Consider the following 18,042-nt stretch of genomic DNA (forward strand, 5'->3'; position numbering starts at 1 on the left):
AAGGTGGATCAAACTATGAAAGCATGCGTTATCGCTGAAACCCCGGGCGCCGCGCGCGCCCTGTGCGCGGGCGCGCGCACGATGGCCGACGACGTGGTGCTCGTCGCACCCGGCGTCGAGGCCGTGACCGGCGTCGCCGACAAGGCCGTTCACATCGACGTGCCGGCTGATCGCTCCCTCGACGACGCGTATGCCAGCGTGAACGCCGTCGTCGACGCTGAGGATCCGACCGTCGTGCTTGTCGAGCCCACCCGTCGTATGAAGGTCATCGCCGGAAGGCTGGCCGCGCATCGGGGCACGGCCGTCATCACCGACGTCATCGAATTCGACGGCGACCTCGCCACCACTATGTACTTCGGCGGCGTGGGCCAGCGCAAGAGCAAGGCGACCGGCCCCGTCGCCATCTACACCGTGGGCGCAGGCGTGTTCGACAGCGCCGCCGCGACGGGCACCGACATCGTGGAAGAGGCGCCCTTCGACGTGCCGGCCCATAGCCTGCGCGTCGTGGAAACGAAGGATCTGCCGAAGAGCGACGTCGATCTCGTGGCCGCCGACGTGGTGGTGGCCGGAGGGCGCGGGTTCGCCGAGGAGGCCGACCTGCAGCTCATGCGCGATACGGCCGCGAAGCTCGGCGGCGAGTGCGGCTGCTCGCGTCCGTTGGCCGAAGGCGTGGACTGGATGCCCCGCGAGGCGTATATCGGCGTGTCGGGCGTCATGCTGTCGCCGAAGGTGTACCTCGGCATCGGGATCTCGGGCCAGATGCAGCACATGGTAGGCGTGAACCGTGCCGGCACGTTGTTCGCCGTGAACAAGGACAAGAACGCCCCCATCTTCAAGCAGTGCGACTACGGCCTGGTGGGCGACCTGAAGGACGTCCTGCCCAAGCTGGCGGCGGCGCTGTAGCGCACCTGGCCGGGAAGGTTCCGGCAACGCCCAGTCGCTCGGCAGTCCTGCTCGCGCGAAACGTCCACTGGACGTTTCGGCTCGTGCGGAACTCGCTTGGTGGGCGCCGCCGGAACCTTCCCTGCGTTGACTTCGCCGCCATGGGCTTCGACTGGCGGCCTTACTAAAAGGAAAGGATGGAAGATGTCTGAAACCGATTTCGACGCGATCGTCGTCGGCTCCGGGTGCGCGGGCGCCGTGGCGGCCTACGAGCTCGCCCGGGCCGGCAAGAGCGTCCTCGTGGTCGAGCGCGGCAACTTCGCCGGCGCGAAGAACATGACCGGCGGGCGCATCTACTCGCACTCGCTCAAGAAGGTCTTCCCCGACTTCGAGCGGGAGGCCCCCCTCGAGCGAAAGATCACCCACGAGCGCATGGCGTTCATGGACCCCGCCTCGCAGATGGCCATCGACTTCACGAGCCCCGAGCTCGCCGAGGAGGCCAAGGACTCCTACAGCGTGCTGCGCGCGCCCTTCGACCAGTGGCTCGCGAGCAAGGCCGAGGACGCCGGCGCCGAGTACATCTGCGGCATCGCGGTCGAGGAGCTCTTGAAGGACGAGAGCGGCAAGGTCGTCGGCGTGCGCGCCGGCGAGGACGAGATCACCGCCGAGGTGACGATCGTCGCCGAGGGCGTGAACAGCCTCTTGTGCGAGCGCAGCCTCGGCAACCCCCGCCCGAAGGCGAGCCAGATGGCCGTCGGCGTCAAGCAGGTGTTCGAGCTGCCGGCTTCGCAGATCGAGGACCGCTTCCTCGTGCCCGAGGGCGAGGGCGCGGCGATGCTCTTCGTGGGCGACTGCACGCACGGCAACGTGGGCGGCGGCTTTTTGTACACGAACAGGGACTCCGTCTCGCTCGGCCTCGTGGCCACCATCTCGCTGGCCGCCGACGGCTCCAACGAGGTCCCGGTCTACCAGATGCTCGAGGACTTCAAGAACCACCCGGCCGTGGCCCCCGTCATCCGCGGCGCGAAGCTCGTGGAGCACTCCGGCCACATGGTGCCCGAGGGCGGCTACGACATGGTGCCGCGCTACGTCTTCGACGGCGCGCTCGTGGCGGGCGAGTCGGCGGGCCTGTGCATGAACATGGGCTACCAGGTGCGCGGCATGGACTTCGCCGTGGCGTCCGGCCAGATGGCGGGGCTCGCGGCCGCGAAGGCGCTCGACGCGGGCGACACGTCGGCTGCGGGCCTGGCCTCCTACAAGACCGCGATGGAGAGCTCCTTCGTCATCCGGGACCTGGCGACGTTCCGCAAGTGGCCGCACACCATGGAGGGCTGGTCGAGCATGTTCGACGACTACCCGGTCATGATGAAGGAGATCTTCAACGCGCTGTTCAGCGTGGACGGCGAGCCGCAGAAGCCGCTCATGAAGCGCATGATGCCCATCGTGAGGAAGCGCGGCCTGTTCAAGCTGGCCGGCGAGGTGAGGAAGGCGGTGAAGTCGCTGTGAGCAAGGTCGAGGAGATCACGGTCAACGTCGACGAGTTCCTGGCTATCGACAAGTACGAGGTTGACGAGGAGAACGCCCACATCGAGCTGGTCGACGACCCCGACGCGGAGGAGTTCCTGAAGCTCGTTCGCGTGTGCCCGGCGGCCCTGTACAAGATCGACGAGAACGGCGCCAAGTCCTTCGACTACGTCGGCTGCCTCGAGTGCGGCACCTGCCGCATCGCCTGCGAGGGCACCATCGTCAAGAAGTGGGAGAACCCCCAGCCCACCATGGGCGTGGAGTATAGGTACGGGTAGGATCGGCCTGGTATGCGCGACGCGAACGACACCATCCGCAGCCTTTTGAACCTCGTCACCGAGCTCGACCGAGCATGCACGTCGCTGCTCGATTCGCAGGTGGGACTCACCCACGACGAGGCGCGCGCCCTCCTGGAATTGGACGCTTCGCAAGAGCCGTTGAGGCCCGGCGAGCTTGCGAAGCGTCTGCAATTGCAGCCCAGCGCCGTGTCGCGCATGTTGAGAAACCTCGAAGAACGAGGATTCATCGAACGACAACGAGTGGTTGCCGACGCTCGAAGCCTGACGGTGCATCTTACCGAGAAAGGATCCCAGGCTGCTATGAAGGTATCCACCCGCCTTGAAGAGTACTTCGCGGGCCTTTCGAGACAATTAGAGCTTACCTCGCTAGACGCGCTGAAGACCATCTTCTCCGATGCCGTCGGCTACACCTTGGATTTTCAGGACGCGCGGAAGGGCGCTTAAGGTCGCGTCCGCTCGTCGTAAAACGATCGCTTGTCGTCATACATCGCGGCATCGGCCTTGGCAACCGCATCTTCCAACATGCACGGATCTATTGCATAAAACAATCCCATCGCCATCGAGCAGGCGCGATCCTCGAGCATCTTCTGCGCGAGCTCCGCCTGCGCACGAAACTCGCTTTCGAGGGAATCCAACGACACGATCAGAAACTCGTCCCCTCCCAGCCGATACACGCGCGCACGGGGGAATGCCTCGCGCAGCACCTCGGCTGCTCTCACGAGCGCGCGGTCGCCTTCGGCATGGCCCTTCTCGTCATTGATCGCCTTCAACCCGTTCAGATCGAGATAGGCAACGCCGAAATGGCTGCAAGGGTCCTCCTCGTCGAGTCGGCTCACATCGGCGATGTAGCGGTTGCGGTTCGCCAAGCCGGTGAGCGCATCGGTGTAGCTGAGCTTCCTGAATCGCTCACGCGCCTGATAGCGCTCCAGCTCCATGGAAAGGAAGTACGACAGGCTCTCGAAAAACGATCCACAGTGATCGAGGTGGATAGCGGCCGGATTATCAACGCCGATGGACCCGATCAGCTCGCCCTCGACAAGCAGCGGCGCGTCCACCATGGTGACGATGCCCTGGGGCGAAAGCATCGCATATTCGTTCGGGAAGGTGTCCTTGATTTCTTCCAGATCCTTCACGATGATGGTTTCTCGCTCCAAGAACATGGGCATCCACTGACGCACGTTTTCGATATCCATGTTTTGCAGCTGGTCGATCTGCGGCTCTACGCCGGGCGCGCACCACTCATGAGTGTTATTGAAGGCTTTGCCGTCGGGCGTCACCTGGAACAGGTAGACCCGATCGGCACCCAAAAATTCGCCTATCATGCGCAGCACCGAAACGATGTCGCCCGAGAATCCGTCGATATCCTGCAGCTCCATGATGCAGCGCACGAGCAACGTCTCGAGCCCCAGTTGAGCCTTGAGACCCCGTACCTGCTCGGTTTGATCGAACGCGATCTCGAAACGTGCAGGGCGACCGTTCCACTGGATGATCTCGTCTCTGAGCGAGTAGAATCGGTCGAACTTCTCGTTGTAGTGCTCCCACGTGTAGAATGCATCGCTTTTCAGCAAGTGGTTCGTGCAGAATGGGCACGGCTCATCCAAACCTTGAATCACCTCGTAGCATGGGCGATCACGCCATGTGCTGCCCAACAGGCGCGCCGCCGGCTTGTTGACGTAGAGAATCTCGTGCGTCTCCATATCGGAGATGTACACGTATTCCGTCAGCGCATCGAGTATCTTGACGAAGTTATCCATTTAACCATCATACACCAGGTGCAAGCCGCGAAGAAGCAACCCTTGGAAACAAAAAAGGACGGCCGCAGCCGTCCTTTCTTCATCGGGTAAGAGCGAGGTTATTTCGCAGCACCGATGCGGCAAATGGTGGTGCCGCAGTCGGGGCACTTGCCCTTCGTGATAGGCTTGCCGTTCTTGGTCAGGCTCTCGACGGGATCCTTCATCTCTTTCTTGGCCTTGCACTTCACGCAATAAGCTTCAATAGCCATGGCTGCAAAAACACCTCTCTGTTCTGTACTTGAGCAGGACGCTTCATCCCGCACCTTCGTGGCATGCTCCCAGCCGTAGCCAGCGCACACGAACCCGTATTATACGGCAGGCTGAAAATCACCTACCGGGGACGCGAGGGGGCACCTATATATTCTTCAACAACTCCATAACAAAGTCGGCATTCGCCTCGAGCGTCTGCTCGTCGATGTTCTCCAGCACGTCGTCGCCTTGCGCGAAGAAGGCCGGTTTCGCGCCGTCCATGCCCACCAAGTGCATGGCTTGGTAACCCTGCTTGATAGCATAAGACGATGCGCTGTCCTTCCATTTGATCTGGGCATTGCCTACGCTCAAGCCGGTTGCCTGCGATGCCTTCTTCACGTAGCGCTTCATGCGCGACGACGTCTTCACCGTACGGTACATGCCCTCTTGCTCGATCATGCACAGATCGCCCGCACCGAGCGCATCGAGGTCGATGATGATGGAGCCGCGAAGATCCTGCTGGTGTTCGGTGAGGAATGCGCGCATGCCGCCGTTCTGAGCAAGTTCAGATCCCAGCGCGACGAACCATACTTCCGTGTTGATGTCGGGGTTGCGGAACTGGTAGATCTGCTTGAGCTCGGCAGGCACGTCGGGATCGTCGAAGTCGACCGCATCGAGCACCTCGCTCGGAGCATCTTCCATGTCGAGCTCGGCCTTCTCCATGCGGCGCGGCGAGAACGCGCCACCATGCCAGGGACGACGCTCGTCGGGGCCGTAGCCTTCATCGTACTCGTCGACGTTGTCGTAGTCGTAAGGGCCATCGAACCCGTCGTCTTCGAACGTGCCGTACTCGTCGTTCTCATAGCCCGCGTTGTACGGATCCAACTGAGTCGTAGCAGCGGGGTCGGCCAGGCCGTCCTCACGGAAGCTCTCCCAGCCGCCGCGCTCGGCACCCACCGTACGCGCGTCGAAGGACTCGTCCACCTCGAGCCACTCTTGCGGCGAGGGTTCCTGGTCCTTGTTCTTGCGACGAAGCCGGTCGAACAGGCGGTGCACGCGCGACTTAGGCATCTCCACGTAGCCCGGACCGGCGAACGCGCCCGTTTCGGTGAAGTTCTGATCGTACGCCGAATCATCGGCATCGTCGATGTAGATGTCCTCGGGGTCGACGTTGTCCAGCAGCTCGTCGCCGATGGGTGCGAACGTTCCCGTCGCCCCTGCCGGCACGAACGCGCCGGCTGCGCTGACGTTCGATGTTTTGCCCTCGGCGATGTCGGTACGGCTGATGGAGCCGGAAAGCGACGGAAGCATCGAGCGAAGCGAATGCTTCTTGGCAACGTCGGCTTGCTCGGGCTCGGGCGCGCGTTCGGCCGATGCCGCATCATCGGAGGATTCGTCGCCTACGCTGATCGAGGGGAGCATGGTCAGAAGGCTCTTGGCCGCGCTCTTGCCCGACGATTCCACGTCGGCCAGCGGAGCGCGCTGCTTCGGAAGCTCCGATATGGGGGTGAGGTTCGCAGCCGACACGCCGATGTCGGGAAGCACGATGGGACGGGGAGCCGCCGCCTCCGCTTGCGGACCAGCTGAGAACTCGTCGTAATGCTCGGTGACCACGTCGATGCGGCCGCTTGCGCCGATAGGGGCGCCCGTCACGTCGACCCGGTTGCCGGTGCGCTGCTCGTCGGCCTGGGCGGCGCGAGCCTCTTCCTGCACCTTGCGCGGATCGAGGAACGACGGCATGGGAACGTCGTCGATGGGAGGTATATCGCCCAGACGCAGTTCGCTCACGTCGATGGGAGGCATCGCCGTCGTGGAGTACGGATCGGCTGGCGCAGGAGCGGACTGCTGCTGTGATTCCGCGGAGATGGCCGGCACCTGCGCGGCACCCTCTTGCGCGGGCATCTCGTACACGCCCTCGGCGGCAGGAGCGGGAGCTTCCGCCGCTTCGGCTGCTGCAGGGGCTGCAGCGGCTTCGACCTCGGAAGTATGCCACTGGGGAGCTTTGACCTCGCGAGCCTCTGCACGCTCGTAAGATACTGCAGCCTCGGACGCGCGGTCGGCGGAGGAGCCCGCTTCGGCGAAGTGGCCGGCGCTCTCCTCGTCTGCGGCGTCGAGCGCGCTTGCGAACTTCGAGCGCTGAACGGGCTTGTCAGCGCGCGGCTTCTTGGCCTTCTCCTGCGCTTTCTTGAACCAATCGGGCACCCCGTCGCTCGGCTCGCTCGCCTGGGTCACGGCAGCGTACGAGGACGCAGCCATGCCAGCCGTCGCCGCAGCGAGGGCGGCTGCTTCGGCCGCAGCGCGCGCGGCCTCTTCAGCCGCAGCGGCTTCCGCGTTTGCCAGCGCTTCCTGCATCGTGTCCTCGGGAATGCTGGACAGCGCCTCGCGCGTTTCGTCGCGCAGCTCGCGGTACCCCTCGTCGGTCGGCATCGGCAGAGGCGGTTCTTTGATCTGCACGAGGTTCTGAGCGATGTCGGAAGCCGATACGCCCGTCACTGGCTTGCCGGACAGGGCGGCAACCGCCGCCTTTGCGGCGGCAAGGCGCGCTTCGGGCGTCTGCGGAGCAGGCTCGGGCGGCTTCACGCTGGCGGCCTCGTACACGAGCTGCGCCCCTTCGGGTACAAGGCCCGCCTCGCGCGCAGCGGCTTCGCCGTGAATCGCGGCATCGGAACGGGCGGACAGCTCGGCCTCGCTCACGCGACCGCGGCCGACGCGACGCGCAACTTCCATCATGACGGCCGTACCGGCGGCGTTGCAGTTCGCGGCCTCGTTGTACGAAGCCAGCTTGTGCAGCAGCGCGAACACGAGCGGCAGCGCCACCAGCACGAGCGCGATGCATGCCAGCACGTTCAACACGATGGCGGTGACGCCTTCCGCGTTGAGAAACACCACGTTGCGCACGATCAGCAGCAACGGGAGGAATACCATCGCGCCGAACGTCGCCCATTGCAGGATGGGGAGGATCGAGAGCAGGGGGCCGTTGAGCTCGGCACGCACTTTTCCGCTGTCGTAGCGGGACACCACGATGACTTTGCGTCGGCGGGATCCGCCCGATTCCGCCGAGTAGCTGGGCTCGTACTTCGCCACCACGTTCTGGCTAACGCCGCGTGCGAAGGCGCGCGACAGCACGGGGCGATTGAACACCTCGGCAGCGAACAGCAGCGCGGCGATCAGCGTGACGACGATGGATGCCACGCCCACCACCGGCAGGAACAGGGCGAGGACGGTGATGACCAGCGTTGCTGCGCAGCAGATCACACGCGGAGCCTCGGCTCCGGGAGCGCCGCTGAAATCTTCGATGATGGCGGAAAGACCCGCGTCCTTCTGCATCTGCTCGGTAATGTACAACGCCGCTTGCTGCTCTTCTTCGGTTCCCGCGGGGCGAGGGCCGATTTCCTGTGATAGATATGCGACGTGATCTAGTATGTCCGGCATACTCTTTTGCCTTTCGTTGGCGATTCTACAAGGCACACATGATGCAAGTATACGCTATTTGCTCTCCGCACCCAAATAATCACTAATAAAAGCGTCTGCGCTGCGGGCTTGTAAACGTGCTGTTGAATAGGCCTTTGCAACGTCAGCCGTGGCGTTTTCGAAGGCTTCGTCCACGAGGCTCGAGGGATCTTCGGGAAGCGCTTTCGCGAGCGCGGCGGCCTCGGCGTCGGCTATGTTGTACGCGTTGTTCTGAGCCGTGGCTTCTTCCTTGTTCTTAGCGAGGATCGCATCGTCCGAAGCGATGGCGTACCCGAGCGATTCCTGGCGTTTCGCCACGTAATCGACGAATTGAGTGAAATCCGCCAGCGGATACGCCACCTGGATGTCCAAGAACGCCGCATGCGCCGCATCGAAGGAAGCCAGCGCCTCGTTCGTCTTCTCTTTGGAAGCTTCCACGTTTTCCGCCGTCGTGTCGGTTACCAGCTGAGCGGCCTGACGCGCCAGGTCGTCGCCCTCGAGCACAGTCTTCCATGCGGTATCCACCTGTTCGGCAGCGCTTTGAGCTTCCGTTGCCGCATTCATGAGCAACTGCCCCTGTTCGATCAGCGAATAACGCGCGGAAATCGCGGCCACCGTCTGATTGGCGGCTTCCTTCTCGCGCGCGCCGTTCAGCTCGAGCGATACCGTGCGTGCCTTGTCGTCGGCATCCCGAAGCTTCTGCTCGACCCCTTCAAGCTGCGCTTGGATCGCAGAGCGTTGTTCTTCGCTCCCCTCCGCAAAGGGGTTGCTCACCACTTCATCGAGCTGCTGTATGGTTTCATCTGCTTCTTTGACCAGCGACAATGCATCGTCGAGCACCGCGATATGACCTTGCTGGTTCTGATAATCGCGATACAGGTACATGCCGCCGGCCCCCAGCAGACCGACGCTCACCACCACGATCACCGCAATAGCGAGCCATTTGCTCAAGCGGCGGCGAGCTTTTCTGCGGGCGATCTCCTCTTCGGGGGAGCGCTTGGGCTTCGCCGGAACCGTCGCAAGGGACGTTGAAGGGGGTTTTTCCGATTGAGTCGCTGGACGCGACGCCGAAGGGAGGGCTCCTATCTTCGATGTGGTTGCGCTGTCGTCAACCGAGACGAAGTCGCCGGTCGAAAGCGGCAACCCGCGCTCCTTCGTCGGCGTGGGGGCCGGCTTCTTGTGCCTTCCCGGCAACGTGAACAGCGAGATGCGCCCCGGTCCGTGCTTCTGCACGTCGTTCACGTCACCGTCGAGCGCGTTCTTCGCAGCGTCCAGCACGCTGAACGATATCTCGTTCGACGTGCCGCGCGTATGCTTCTTGATGTGCGCTGCGCGCGTTATTTTATCTTCCCGCTTGCCCATGCGTACCTGTCGGATCGCCTCGCGCTACCCGTTGTTCGCACGTTCGAGATCGGCGGCGATCTCGGCCGAGGTCATCACTTTAATGGTTCTGCTGGGCAGCGAGTTGAGGAACGCCTTGCCGTAGCTTTTCGTCAGCAGACGACGGTCGGTAAGGATGAGCACGCCCGTATCGTCGGCCTTCCTGATGAGACGGCCGGCAGCCTGCTTCGTCTCAAGGACGGCGGCGGGCAGCACGTAACGTCGCCACGCCTGGTCATCGCGCGATGCGCGTTCGCACGACAACGGATCGGTCGGCTTAGCGAAGGGCAATTTCGGGATGATGACGCCCTTGAGCGTGGCCCCCGGCGCATCGAAGCCTTCCCAGAAGCTCTTGAGCGCGAACAGCGACAGGTGCTCATCGGCCAGGAAGTCGTCGCGCAGGCCCTTCACCGACACGCCCCATTTCTGGCACACCACGCGCAGATCATCCTCTTTGAGCTGGGGTTGCACTTCTTCGAAGCATCGCTCCATCTCGCGACGGTTCGTGAACAGCGTCAGCATCGAGCCGCTTTGCGCGCGATGCACGTCAACCAGCAGCCGTTGCAGAGCCGCGAGGTAAGAGGCCTCATTCGGTTCGGGCATGTCGCTGGCCACGTACACCGTCATGTGCGCGTCGAAATCATAGCTGGAATCCAACTTGCATGTCTGGCAGGTCGAATGCTCCGACGCGTTCAGACCCAAAGCGCCCTCGAACGCGTCGAACTTGTCGTCAACGGCCAGCGTGGCGGATGCGAACACCGTCGAATGCGTGCGTTCGAACAGCGTCTCGTTCATCGCCTCGCCCACGTTGATCAGCAGCGCTTCCAATTTCTCGGCGACGCGATCCTTCTTGCGGCTCAACGTCGCGGCGTAGGCGTACGTTTCCGGAGCCTTGTCCAAGATGATGTCGGCCGCGTTCATCTGTTCTTTGAGTTCCATCGCCGTCGATGCGATCTCGCGCTGGATCTCGGCGGCGCCTTCGAGGTCTTCCAGGTAGCCCACGAGCTCCTGACACACTCGCACCAGCTTCTCGGCTGCTTCGGTCATTGCACGTCCATAGCTTGCGACCTGGGCAAACGTTGCACTCGAGCGCACGTCGGCATTGATCCACAGCTCTACGATCTCGTAGCCTTTGCCCTTCCTGTTCTGATCGAAGAACAGGAGGTCTTTAAGGTGCGCGGCGAAATCGCGCGCCGCGTCGGCATACGCCTTGCCAGCCGCTCGAGCCTTTCCGGTGAGCGCGTAGAACAGCGACGATCCCTCTTCCATGCCGGGAACCACCACGCGGCGTTCGGCGCGCACGAACACGTTGCGGGACGCCTCATCGGCCCCCACGCGGTTGGCCAGACGCGTGATATCCTCAGCCGATAGCGACAGCGAGAACGCACGGCGAGCCTCGGCTTCGGCGCCGTGGGCCTCGTCCACCACCCAGTAGCGGATCGGCGGAAGCAATCCGCCGTCGGCCACGAGGTCGCAGAACAGCAGGCTATGGTTGGTCACCACGATATCGAGCGCCTCCGCACGGCGACGCGAGCCGTGAACGAAGCACGAAGTACCAAAATAGGGACACTTCCTGCGCAAGCAGTCGTTCGCCGTGGTCGTGATGATGCGCCGCGGCAGCACGCGGTAGTCGATCTTCAAGCTGTCCATGTCATCGTATTCGGTTTGCTCGATGAACGACAGCAACGCCGCGAGCGAAGGAGCCTGGGTTTGCTCCTTGTTGCCGAACAGCTTCGTCTGCGCGCCTTCGGCCACCAGATGCCCGATCTTGCGCAGGCACGGATAATGCGAGAACCCTTTAAGCGGTGCATACGTCAGTGGCGGGCGCTCGGGATCGGAAGCCTCAAGCGCTTTCGCCAAAGCGGGTAGTTCATGATAAACCAGCTGGTCAAGCAAGGTATTGGTTTTAGTTGCCACACCCACGGCGATGTTGTTGGCACGCGCTGTCAAAGCGGCGGGCACCAAGTATGCCATGGATTTTCCTACGCCGGTTCCAGCCTCCACCAACAGGTTTTCCGAGCTTGAAAACGCGTTGCGCACGGCTTCGGCCATGGCAACCTGCTCCATGCGCGGCTCGAAGTCGTCGTACAGCGCGCCCACGAGCCCCGCTTCGGAAAAAGCTTCAACGATGTCATCATTGGACGGAAATGCGAGCGAGCGCTGCGGGTCTGCTGCAATGTCGTCGGCATCCAATTTCGCAACCCGCTCCAGTTTGCCCAAACGATCGCGGCGCAACGTGCGTAGCGAAAATTTCAACTCAGATGTTTCACGTGAAACATCGTACTTCTGCGCGAACTGATCGAACACCATCTGCGTCGACCATTCGTCAGGGGTCGCCATATGCGCGATCTCGCACACGAGCGCCGGGGGCATCGTCGCGACGCCGGCCAGCAGGATGCGGAATATAGCGCAGGTTGCCTCAACGTCGGCGTCAGCGCGGTGTGTCGACAAGGGAGCGCCGAACGCGCGCACGAGATCGAGTAGACGATGCGACTTCAAGCGCGGAAGCGCGATGCGCGCGAGATCGAGCGAGTCGATCCACGTGTTGTTCAACAGGGGATAGCCGCTCGGATGGCGCGTGGTGAACGTGCGGTCGAATTCGGCGTTATGCGCAACCACCTTCGCATCGCCGACGAATTCTACGAGTTTCGCCAGAGCATCCGAAGGAGACGGAGCATCGGCAACGTCGCTGTCGTGAATGTCGGTGAGGTGCGCGACATCCTCCGGAATGGGCTTGCCGGGGTTCACGAACGTGATGAACCATTCAACGATCTCGCCGCTTTCCATACGTGCCGCGGCGATCTGCGTCAATTCGTCGTGATGGAACGAGAAACCCGTCGTTTCCGTGTCCAGTACCACGATATTGTGGTCAAGATCGCCGAAATCCGCCGTTGCGGCGATTTCCGGGAGCGAAGCGTACCGATCGCAGATGGCCTCCGAGGTACCATCGCTTATGAAACTTTGCAGGGCATCCTGCCAGGGAGTGTTTTGTTTATCCATACGGGTAGCCTATCATCTATCATGTGAACACACAAACCGTTACGCCGACGTTGACAAAAAGAACGGCTCAAAGGAGAGAACATGCAGGCAGAGCGCTATTTCGGAACGTATGCACGATTCGACACCCTTTCGAAGAAAGACGCTGCAGCGCTGCTGGGAGCCGACAACCTCATCGGCGACGTGTTCGAGATCGTGTTCCAAACCGAGCATGGCGTGTCCACTGCTTGGATGAAGAACCGCTTCGGAGGTCTCATCGGTTTCTTCGACGCCGCGTTCTCACGCGAGTTGAGCGTTCTCGCTGCGCGCGGATGGAACCTGCAGGCGTTACTGTCGTTCGTCGCGTTCACCGACCATCCCGAACCCGGCCATTACTGGGGTCAAGCGGCGGTCATATGCTACGATCCTACCCTCGATCAGGCATTCGAGCCCTTCATCGCCTCGACCGCCCAGCGTTTGTCCGACGGCGTGCGCCCCGAAGTCGACCTTGGAGAACAAGGCGTCGAACAGGTTGTATCCAGCAACGGCTCGTGGACTCCCAAGAAAACCGTGGCGTTTCCCGAGAAGGAGACGGGCACGGTGATTATGAAGAGCCGTCGCAAGATGTCCGAGAAGCTTATCGAGCAGGGACGCAAGGGCAACAAGGGCTGCTATGCCGTCAGTTGGCTGTTTCTGCTGCTGCTTGTCGCCCTTGCCCTGTTCGGCCTCAAATCGTGCGGCGTGTTCTAACCTCAGAATGTTTCACGTGAAACATTCTACGCAAGGGCGTAGCCGATAAGGCGCGTGCACAACTCGGGGAACGAGATTCCAGCAGCGCGTGCCGCATCGGGAAGCAGCGACGTTCCCGTCATGCCCGGAATGGTGTTCGTCTCCAGCGTCCAGCACGATCCATCTTCTTCCAAGATGAAGTCTGAGCGCGAAACCCCCTCGCACGACAACGCGCGATGCGCGCGCACCGCAAGATCCTGCACCATACGCGTCGTTTCCTCAGGAAGCGGCGCGGGGCACAGGTGCTGCGAGCCGCCGGGTGCGTATTTCGATTCGAAATCGTAGAAATCGCTTTTCGGCACGATCTCGATGATGGGAAGCGCTTGCACCTCGTCGTGGCCGATGACCGCGACCGTCAATTCCTTACCTTTTATATAGCGTTCGATCAGAACCTCGGAGTCGATGGCGAATGCCTTCTCGATCGCCTCAGCGATCGCCTGCGCCCCTTCGACGATGAATACGCCAAGCGCGCTTCCTTCCGTACCCGGTTTTACCACGCAATGCGTTCCCAGCTTCGCGACGATCTCGTCTACATCGTAGGAATCGCCCGCTTGCAGCGGCACGGACGGCGGAGTAGGAATGCCGGCCCGCTCGTAATACACTTTCGACTTCACTTTATCCATCGCCAATGCGCTTGACCAGACGCCTGATCCGATATACGGGAGCCCGATCGTCTCCAAAAGTCCCTGCACCGTGCCATCTTCGCCGTACTTACCGTGCAAGCAGAGAAACGCAACATCGAAAGGACCGTCGATAAGACGCTTCAGGTCCTCCTTTTCAGCAGGATCGAGCTGCGTGACGATGTATCCTGCTTCCTCAAGGGCCTCACGCGCACCCTCGGCCGATGCAAGCGATACCTCCCGTTCCCCACTCTTTCCTCCGGCAAGCAATGCCACCCGGCAATCAGACATGCATCCTTCTTTCATCATCCTTGATACGTTCGTTGCAGTATAGCAAAGGGATGTTTCACGTGAAACATGTATAATGACCGCTATGGATAAACCAATCAAAACATACGCGCTCCCCGAACTCGCTTCTCTCATGAAGGAATTGGGGCAGCCCGCCTTCCGCGCTCAACAGCTGCAGGAATGGCTCTACCAACGACATGCAACCAGCTACGACGAGATGACGAACCTCCCTGGCGCGCTGCGGACGGTTCTTGCCGAGCGTTTTCCGCTCACGACGCCTCTCATCGTCGATCGTCAGGTGTCGAAGGATAAAACGCGCAAGTATCTCATCGAATTCGATGATGGAATCCGGGTGGAAACCGTTGCCATCCCTTCGCGCAATGGCGAGCGCTTGACCGTGTGCTTCTCCACGCAAGCGGGATGCGCTATCGGCTGCGCGTTCTGCGCAACCGGCCAAGAGGGATTTGCGCGCAACCTCACGCCAGGAGAAATCGTCGACCAAGTACTCATCGCGCAAGACGACATGGGCACGCGCGTGACCAACGTCGTGGGAATGGGCCAGGGAGAGCCGTTCCTCAACTACGACAACACCTTGGCTGCGCTGCGCATCCTCAACCATAAAAAGGGTTTGGAGATCGGTGCTCGGCATATCAGCGTGTCAACCTGCGGGATTCTGCCTGGTTTGAAGCGCTTTGCCGAAGAACCTGAGCAATTCACCCTCGCCGTGTCTCTTCATGCGGCGCGGCAACCGATCCGCGACCTTATTATGCCGAATGTGGCGCGCTACAAGCTACCGGCATTGAAGGAGTCACTCCAAGAGTATGTCGCGAAGACAAGCCGCCGCGTTACTCTGGAGTACATCATGATCGAAGGCGTGAACGACGCTCCTGCCGACCTCAAGGCGCTGCAAAAATTCTGCTCCAATCTCATGTGCCATGTGAATCTGATTCCTATCAACGCTATAGAGGGATCGGAATTCCAACCGAGTCCGCTGGAAACGATCGATCTGTGGCTTTCCGAGATCTCGAGGCGAGGGACGGAAGCAACGCTCCGCGATTCACGAGGCTCCGATATAGCAGGAGCATGCGGGCAGCTTAAAAACACCTTCAAATAAGAAAGCCCCGAATGTTTCACGTGAAACATTCGGGGCTTTCCTTTGCCTTCGCTTAGGATGCGGCGGCGATGAGCTCCTCAAACAACCGCTCGAGATCTTCTTCATCTTGGAATTCAATCTCGATTTTGTTCTTGCCGTTCGACGACTTCACTTTCACCGGCGTATGCAGAACATCCTTCAGCGCCTTTGCCACCGTTTTGTACGTCTTCGGCAACGGCTCCTTCTTCGTGGGGGTGTCACTGCGCTTTCCCGAGAACAAACGCGCAATCGCTTCCGCTTCGCGCACGGTAAGCTTCTCTGCAACGAGCTTGTCCGTGAGCTTCTGGCGCCCTTCCTTCGTGGGAATGGACAGAATCGCGCGTGCATGTCCCGCAGAAATCTTTTCTTCGAACAGCAATTGCTGCGCTTCTTCGGGAAGTTCGAGCAAACGGAGCGCGTTCGCCACCGTAGAGCGGCCTTTCGACATCGCTTGGGCCACTTCGGACTGCGTAAGATTGCGTCGCTCCATCATACGACGATACCCATACGCTTCTTCGATAGGATTAAGGTCAGAACGCTGGATGTTCTCAACGAGGGCGAGTTCGAGCGCTTGATCATCGTCCGCATCTTTGATGCGCACCGGGACGGTCTTCAAACCCACGAGCTTGCATGCTTGCCAACGACGCTCACCGGCAATGATCTGGTACTCATTACTCCCGACCGGGCGCACCAGAATCGGCTGCAGCAGGCCATCTTTCTCGATAGACGCTGCAAGTTCCTCCAAAGCCTCTTTTTTGAAGTTCGTACGCGGCTGATCAGGGTTCGGACTCACTGACTCGATAGGAACCTCGTCGGTTCGGCGTTGCACGACGCTCTTGATGGTTACCTGGCTCTCACCGTCGACGATCGATTCCTCCTGCATTGGGGGAATTGTTTCACGTGAAACATTCTGGAGTTCAGATTCGGGCTCAGGTCGCGCTGGTGCCGACATCGGCACTTCTTCGCGCTCTTGCTCCACCAACACGCGCTTCGGAGTAGCCTCAAGGGGGGCCGCTTCCTCGTATGCGCCGCCAAGAAGCGAGTTCAGACCACGGCCCAACCCGCTTTTGTTCGCTTTAGCCACGTTGTACCACTTCCTTTGCGAGGTTCATATACGATTGGGCTCCCTTGCCCGACGGGTCGTACTGCGTGATAGGCTGACCGAAGCTCGGTGCCTCGGAGAGCTTGACCGTGCGGGGAATGAGCGTCGCAAACACCGTTTTGCCGAAATAGCTGCGCACTTCTTCCACGACCTGTCGTGAAAGCGTCGTGCGACCGTCGTACATCGTCAGAAGCACACCGAAGATATCCAGCGTGGGATTCAGGCGTGTTTTGACACGTTTCATTGAATCAAGAAGTTTTGTCACGCCTTCCAGCGCGTAAAACTCACACTGAATGGGGATCAGAAGCTTGTCAGCAGCAACAAGCGCATTAACCGTCAACAAGCCGAGAGAAGGGGGACAATCGATAAATACATAGTCGTACTTGCCGCGAAGGCTTCCTACGGCGTCTTTTAAGCGATTCTCACGGGCCATCTCAGACACAAGCTCTACTTCTGCCCCTGCGAGGTTGATCGTGGCTGGTACGAGGTCTAATCCTTCGCCCACATCTGGGATGATCACATCCTCGATCGCCACGTCGTTCAACAATACGTCGTACACGCAGTTATGGACCTGGCTCTTCTCGATTCCCAGTCCACTTGAAGAATTGCCCTGAGGATCGAGATCGACGAGCAACACCTGCTTGCCCAGCTCGCCCAATGCGGCAGAAAGGTTGATCGCAGTCGTAGACTTCCCGACGCCGCCTTTTTGATTGATGATGGCCATAACCTTCGTCTGACCAACCACGTGCTTGACGGGCGCCTTCTCCTTGATCGTCTTGATTGGAGTGGGAGGTACTTCTTGTTCGACCACCGGTCTCGTCGTCTCACGCTCAACCACTTCGATGTGATCGATGATCAACTCGTCCTCTACGATCTCTTCCTTTTCATGCTTGACAGTCTCTGCTGCTTTTTTGTCTCGTTTGAGACCATCGAATAGTCCCACAGGGACCCCCTTTCTTAACCGCGAACACAGTATACCCTGTTTAGTGTTTCACGTGAAACACTCGTCCAAAATGTTTCACGTAAAACATTCGAAGCACGTTAGAACCAATAGTGTTTCATGTGAAACATTTATAGAAACCGCATTGGAAACGGAGGCAAACGGTATGAGATTCGCATAGGCTGCGCGCTAGAAACCTACCATCTGCGCGTAAGACCACGTGTGTACAATACTAGATAGGGAAAAGGAGGTAGCTGATGAACACTACTCGGCGGCAATTACTCGCTCAACGGGCAAGCTCGATGCGAAAACAAATGACCTATGCTGAGCGGAGACTTTGGTTTTCGTTCTTAAGGGAATATCCTACACCATTCGTGGCCCAGAAAGTCATAGGATCGTACATCCTTGACTTCTACTGTCGTAAAGCGCGGTTGAGCATAGAGCTCGACGGTGACAGCCATTATACGAAGAGCCAAAAAGACTATGACCGCATACGAACTACGTATCTAGAGATGTTGGAGATCAAGGAGCTCAGGTTCACGAACACTGATGTGATCGAGAACCTTGAAGGCGTATGCGAGATGATCCATGCGGAAGTGCTCAACCGTCGCAACGATGTGCAGGAATATGCGGATCTGTTTCGACAGATGAAAGATAAACGTTAGAGCAACGTGAGAA

General features: G+C 60.2%; 15 protein-coding genes. 7 read left to right on the forward strand and 8 right to left on the reverse strand.

Going from position 1 to position 18,042, the window contains the following annotated elements:
* Positions 1-15 precede the first annotated feature (15 nt).
* From C1A15_RS02280 to C1A15_RS02295, 4 genes are all read left to right on the forward strand, one after another.
* Complete coding sequence (locus C1A15_RS02280; RefSeq protein WP_101721075.1) at positions 16-903, forward strand: electron transfer flavoprotein subunit alpha/FixB family protein; 888 nt, start codon at positions 16-18, stop codon at positions 901-903.
* Between the two features lie 183 nt (positions 904-1,086).
* Positions 1,087-2,388 carry an FAD-dependent oxidoreductase gene (locus C1A15_RS02285; protein ID WP_101721076.1) on the forward strand — a complete coding sequence of 434 codons (1,302 nt, stop codon included), beginning with the start codon at positions 1,087-1,089 and terminating at the stop codon, positions 2,386-2,388.
* A complete protein-coding gene (locus tag C1A15_RS02290) occupies positions 2,385-2,684 on the forward strand; it encodes a ferredoxin family protein (protein ID WP_101721077.1) in 300 nt (99 codons plus the stop codon). The genes C1A15_RS02285 and C1A15_RS02290 overlap by 4 nt, the downstream gene beginning before the upstream one ends.
* Before the next feature lie 12 nt (positions 2,685-2,696).
* On the forward strand, positions 2,697-3,149 hold the full coding sequence (locus C1A15_RS02295) for a MarR family winged helix-turn-helix transcriptional regulator (protein ID WP_101721078.1): 453 nt from the start codon (positions 2,697-2,699) through the stop codon (positions 3,147-3,149).
* Here C1A15_RS02295 and C1A15_RS02300 read toward each other — a convergent pair.
* The 5 genes from C1A15_RS02300 to C1A15_RS02315 form a co-directional block, all read right to left on the reverse strand.
* Positions 3,146-4,459 carry a sensor domain-containing diguanylate cyclase gene (locus C1A15_RS02300; RefSeq protein ID WP_101721079.1) on the reverse strand — a complete coding sequence of 438 codons (1,314 nt, stop codon included), beginning with the start codon at positions 4,457-4,459 and terminating at the stop codon, positions 3,146-3,148. The two genes, C1A15_RS02295 and C1A15_RS02300, sit on opposite strands and share 4 nt — an antisense overlap.
* A 98-nt stretch (positions 4,460-4,557) precedes the next feature.
* A complete protein-coding gene (locus tag C1A15_RS16940; RefSeq protein ID WP_009305565.1) occupies positions 4,558-4,707 on the reverse strand; it encodes a DUF5679 domain-containing protein in 150 nt (49 codons plus the stop codon).
* A gap of 145 nt (positions 4,708-4,852) precedes the next feature.
* Entirely contained in the window at positions 4,853-8,032 is a 3,180-nt protein-coding gene (locus tag C1A15_RS02305; RefSeq protein WP_101721080.1) for an aminopeptidase, read from the reverse strand.
* Between the two features lie 141 nt (positions 8,033-8,173).
* Positions 8,174-9,499 (reverse strand): hypothetical protein, encoded by a 1,326-nt coding sequence (locus C1A15_RS02310; RefSeq protein WP_101721081.1) that lies wholly within the window; start codon positions 9,497-9,499, stop codon positions 8,174-8,176.
* 24 nt (positions 9,500-9,523) lie between these two features.
* Complete coding sequence (locus C1A15_RS02315) at positions 9,524-12,517, reverse strand: helicase C-terminal domain-containing protein (protein ID WP_101721082.1); 2,994 nt, start codon at positions 12,515-12,517, stop codon at positions 9,524-9,526.
* An 81-nt stretch (positions 12,518-12,598) separates the two neighbouring features.
* On the opposite strand from C1A15_RS02315, the gene C1A15_RS02320 reads away from it, so the two are divergent.
* Positions 12,599-13,243, forward strand: a complete 645-nt coding sequence (locus tag C1A15_RS02320; RefSeq protein ID WP_101721083.1) for a hypothetical protein — start codon at positions 12,599-12,601, stop codon at positions 13,241-13,243.
* 26 nt (positions 13,244-13,269) lie between these two features.
* Here C1A15_RS02320 and C1A15_RS02325 read toward each other — a convergent pair whose 3' ends face one another.
* On the reverse strand, positions 13,270-14,211 hold the full coding sequence (locus C1A15_RS02325) for a D-alanine--D-alanine ligase family protein (protein ID WP_101721084.1): 942 nt from the start codon (positions 14,209-14,211) through the stop codon (positions 13,270-13,272).
* A 64-nt stretch (positions 14,212-14,275) separates the two neighbouring features.
* On the opposite strand from C1A15_RS02325, the gene rlmN reads away from it, so the two are divergent.
* A complete protein-coding gene (rlmN, locus tag C1A15_RS02330; protein ID WP_180952971.1) occupies positions 14,276-15,304 on the forward strand; it encodes a dual-specificity RNA methyltransferase RlmN in 1,029 nt (342 codons plus the stop codon).
* A 52-nt stretch (positions 15,305-15,356) separates the two neighbouring features.
* Here rlmN and C1A15_RS02335 read toward each other — a convergent pair whose 3' ends face one another.
* Positions 15,357-16,406 (reverse strand): ParB/RepB/Spo0J family partition protein, encoded by a 1,050-nt coding sequence (locus C1A15_RS02335; RefSeq protein ID WP_101721086.1) that lies wholly within the window; start codon positions 16,404-16,406, stop codon positions 15,357-15,359.
* Entirely contained in the window at positions 16,399-17,283 is an 885-nt protein-coding gene (locus C1A15_RS02340) for an AAA family ATPase (protein ID WP_101723657.1), read from the reverse strand. Before C1A15_RS02340 ends, C1A15_RS02335 begins: the two co-directional genes overlap by 8 nt.
* A gap of 338 nt (positions 17,284-17,621) precedes the next feature.
* On the opposite strand from C1A15_RS02340, the gene C1A15_RS02345 reads away from it, so the two are divergent.
* The gene (locus C1A15_RS02345; RefSeq protein WP_101721087.1) at positions 17,622-18,029 is read left to right on the forward strand and encodes an endonuclease domain-containing protein; all 408 of its coding nucleotides are present in this window, start codon (positions 17,622-17,624) and stop codon (positions 18,027-18,029) included.
* The last annotated feature ends 13 nt before the right edge of the window (positions 18,030-18,042 follow it).

The sequence above is a fragment of the Eggerthella timonensis genome (assembly GCF_900184265.1).
In the GTDB taxonomy this organism is placed as follows: Bacteria; Actinomycetota; Coriobacteriia; order Coriobacteriales; family Eggerthellaceae; genus Eggerthella; species Eggerthella timonensis.

Excerpts from the sequence above, each read along its gene's own strand:
- C1A15_RS02280 (WP_101721075.1), top strand. The coding sequence starts at position 16 with ATGAAAGCATGCGTTATCGCTGAAACCCCGGGCGCCGCGCGCGCCCTG.
- C1A15_RS02285 (WP_101721076.1), top strand. The coding sequence starts at position 1,087 with ATGTCTGAAACCGATTTCGACGCGATCGTCGTCGGCTCCGGGTGCGCG.
- C1A15_RS02295 (WP_101721078.1), top strand. The coding sequence starts at position 2,697 with ATGCGCGACGCGAACGACACCATCCGCAGCCTTTTGAACCTCGTCACC.
- C1A15_RS02300 (WP_101721079.1), bottom strand. The coding sequence starts at position 4,459 with ATGGATAACTTCGTCAAGATACTCGATGCGCTGACGGAATACGTGTAC.
- C1A15_RS16940 (WP_009305565.1), bottom strand. The coding sequence starts at position 4,707 with ATGGCTATTGAAGCTTATTGCGTGAAGTGCAAGGCCAAGAAAGAGATG.
- C1A15_RS02310 (WP_101721081.1), bottom strand. The coding sequence starts at position 9,499 with ATGGGCAAGCGGGAAGATAAAATAACGCGCGCAGCGCACATCAAGAAG.
- C1A15_RS02315 (WP_101721082.1), bottom strand. The coding sequence starts at position 12,517 with ATGGATAAACAAAACACTCCCTGGCAGGATGCCCTGCAAAGTTTCATA.
- C1A15_RS02320 (WP_101721083.1), top strand. The coding sequence starts at position 12,599 with ATGCAGGCAGAGCGCTATTTCGGAACGTATGCACGATTCGACACCCTT.
- C1A15_RS02325 (WP_101721084.1), bottom strand. The coding sequence starts at position 14,211 with ATGATGAAAGAAGGATGCATGTCTGATTGCCGGGTGGCATTGCTTGCC.
- rlmN (WP_180952971.1), top strand. The coding sequence starts at position 14,276 with ATGGATAAACCAATCAAAACATACGCGCTCCCCGAACTCGCTTCTCTC.
- C1A15_RS02345 (WP_101721087.1), top strand. The coding sequence starts at position 17,622 with ATGAACACTACTCGGCGGCAATTACTCGCTCAACGGGCAAGCTCGATG.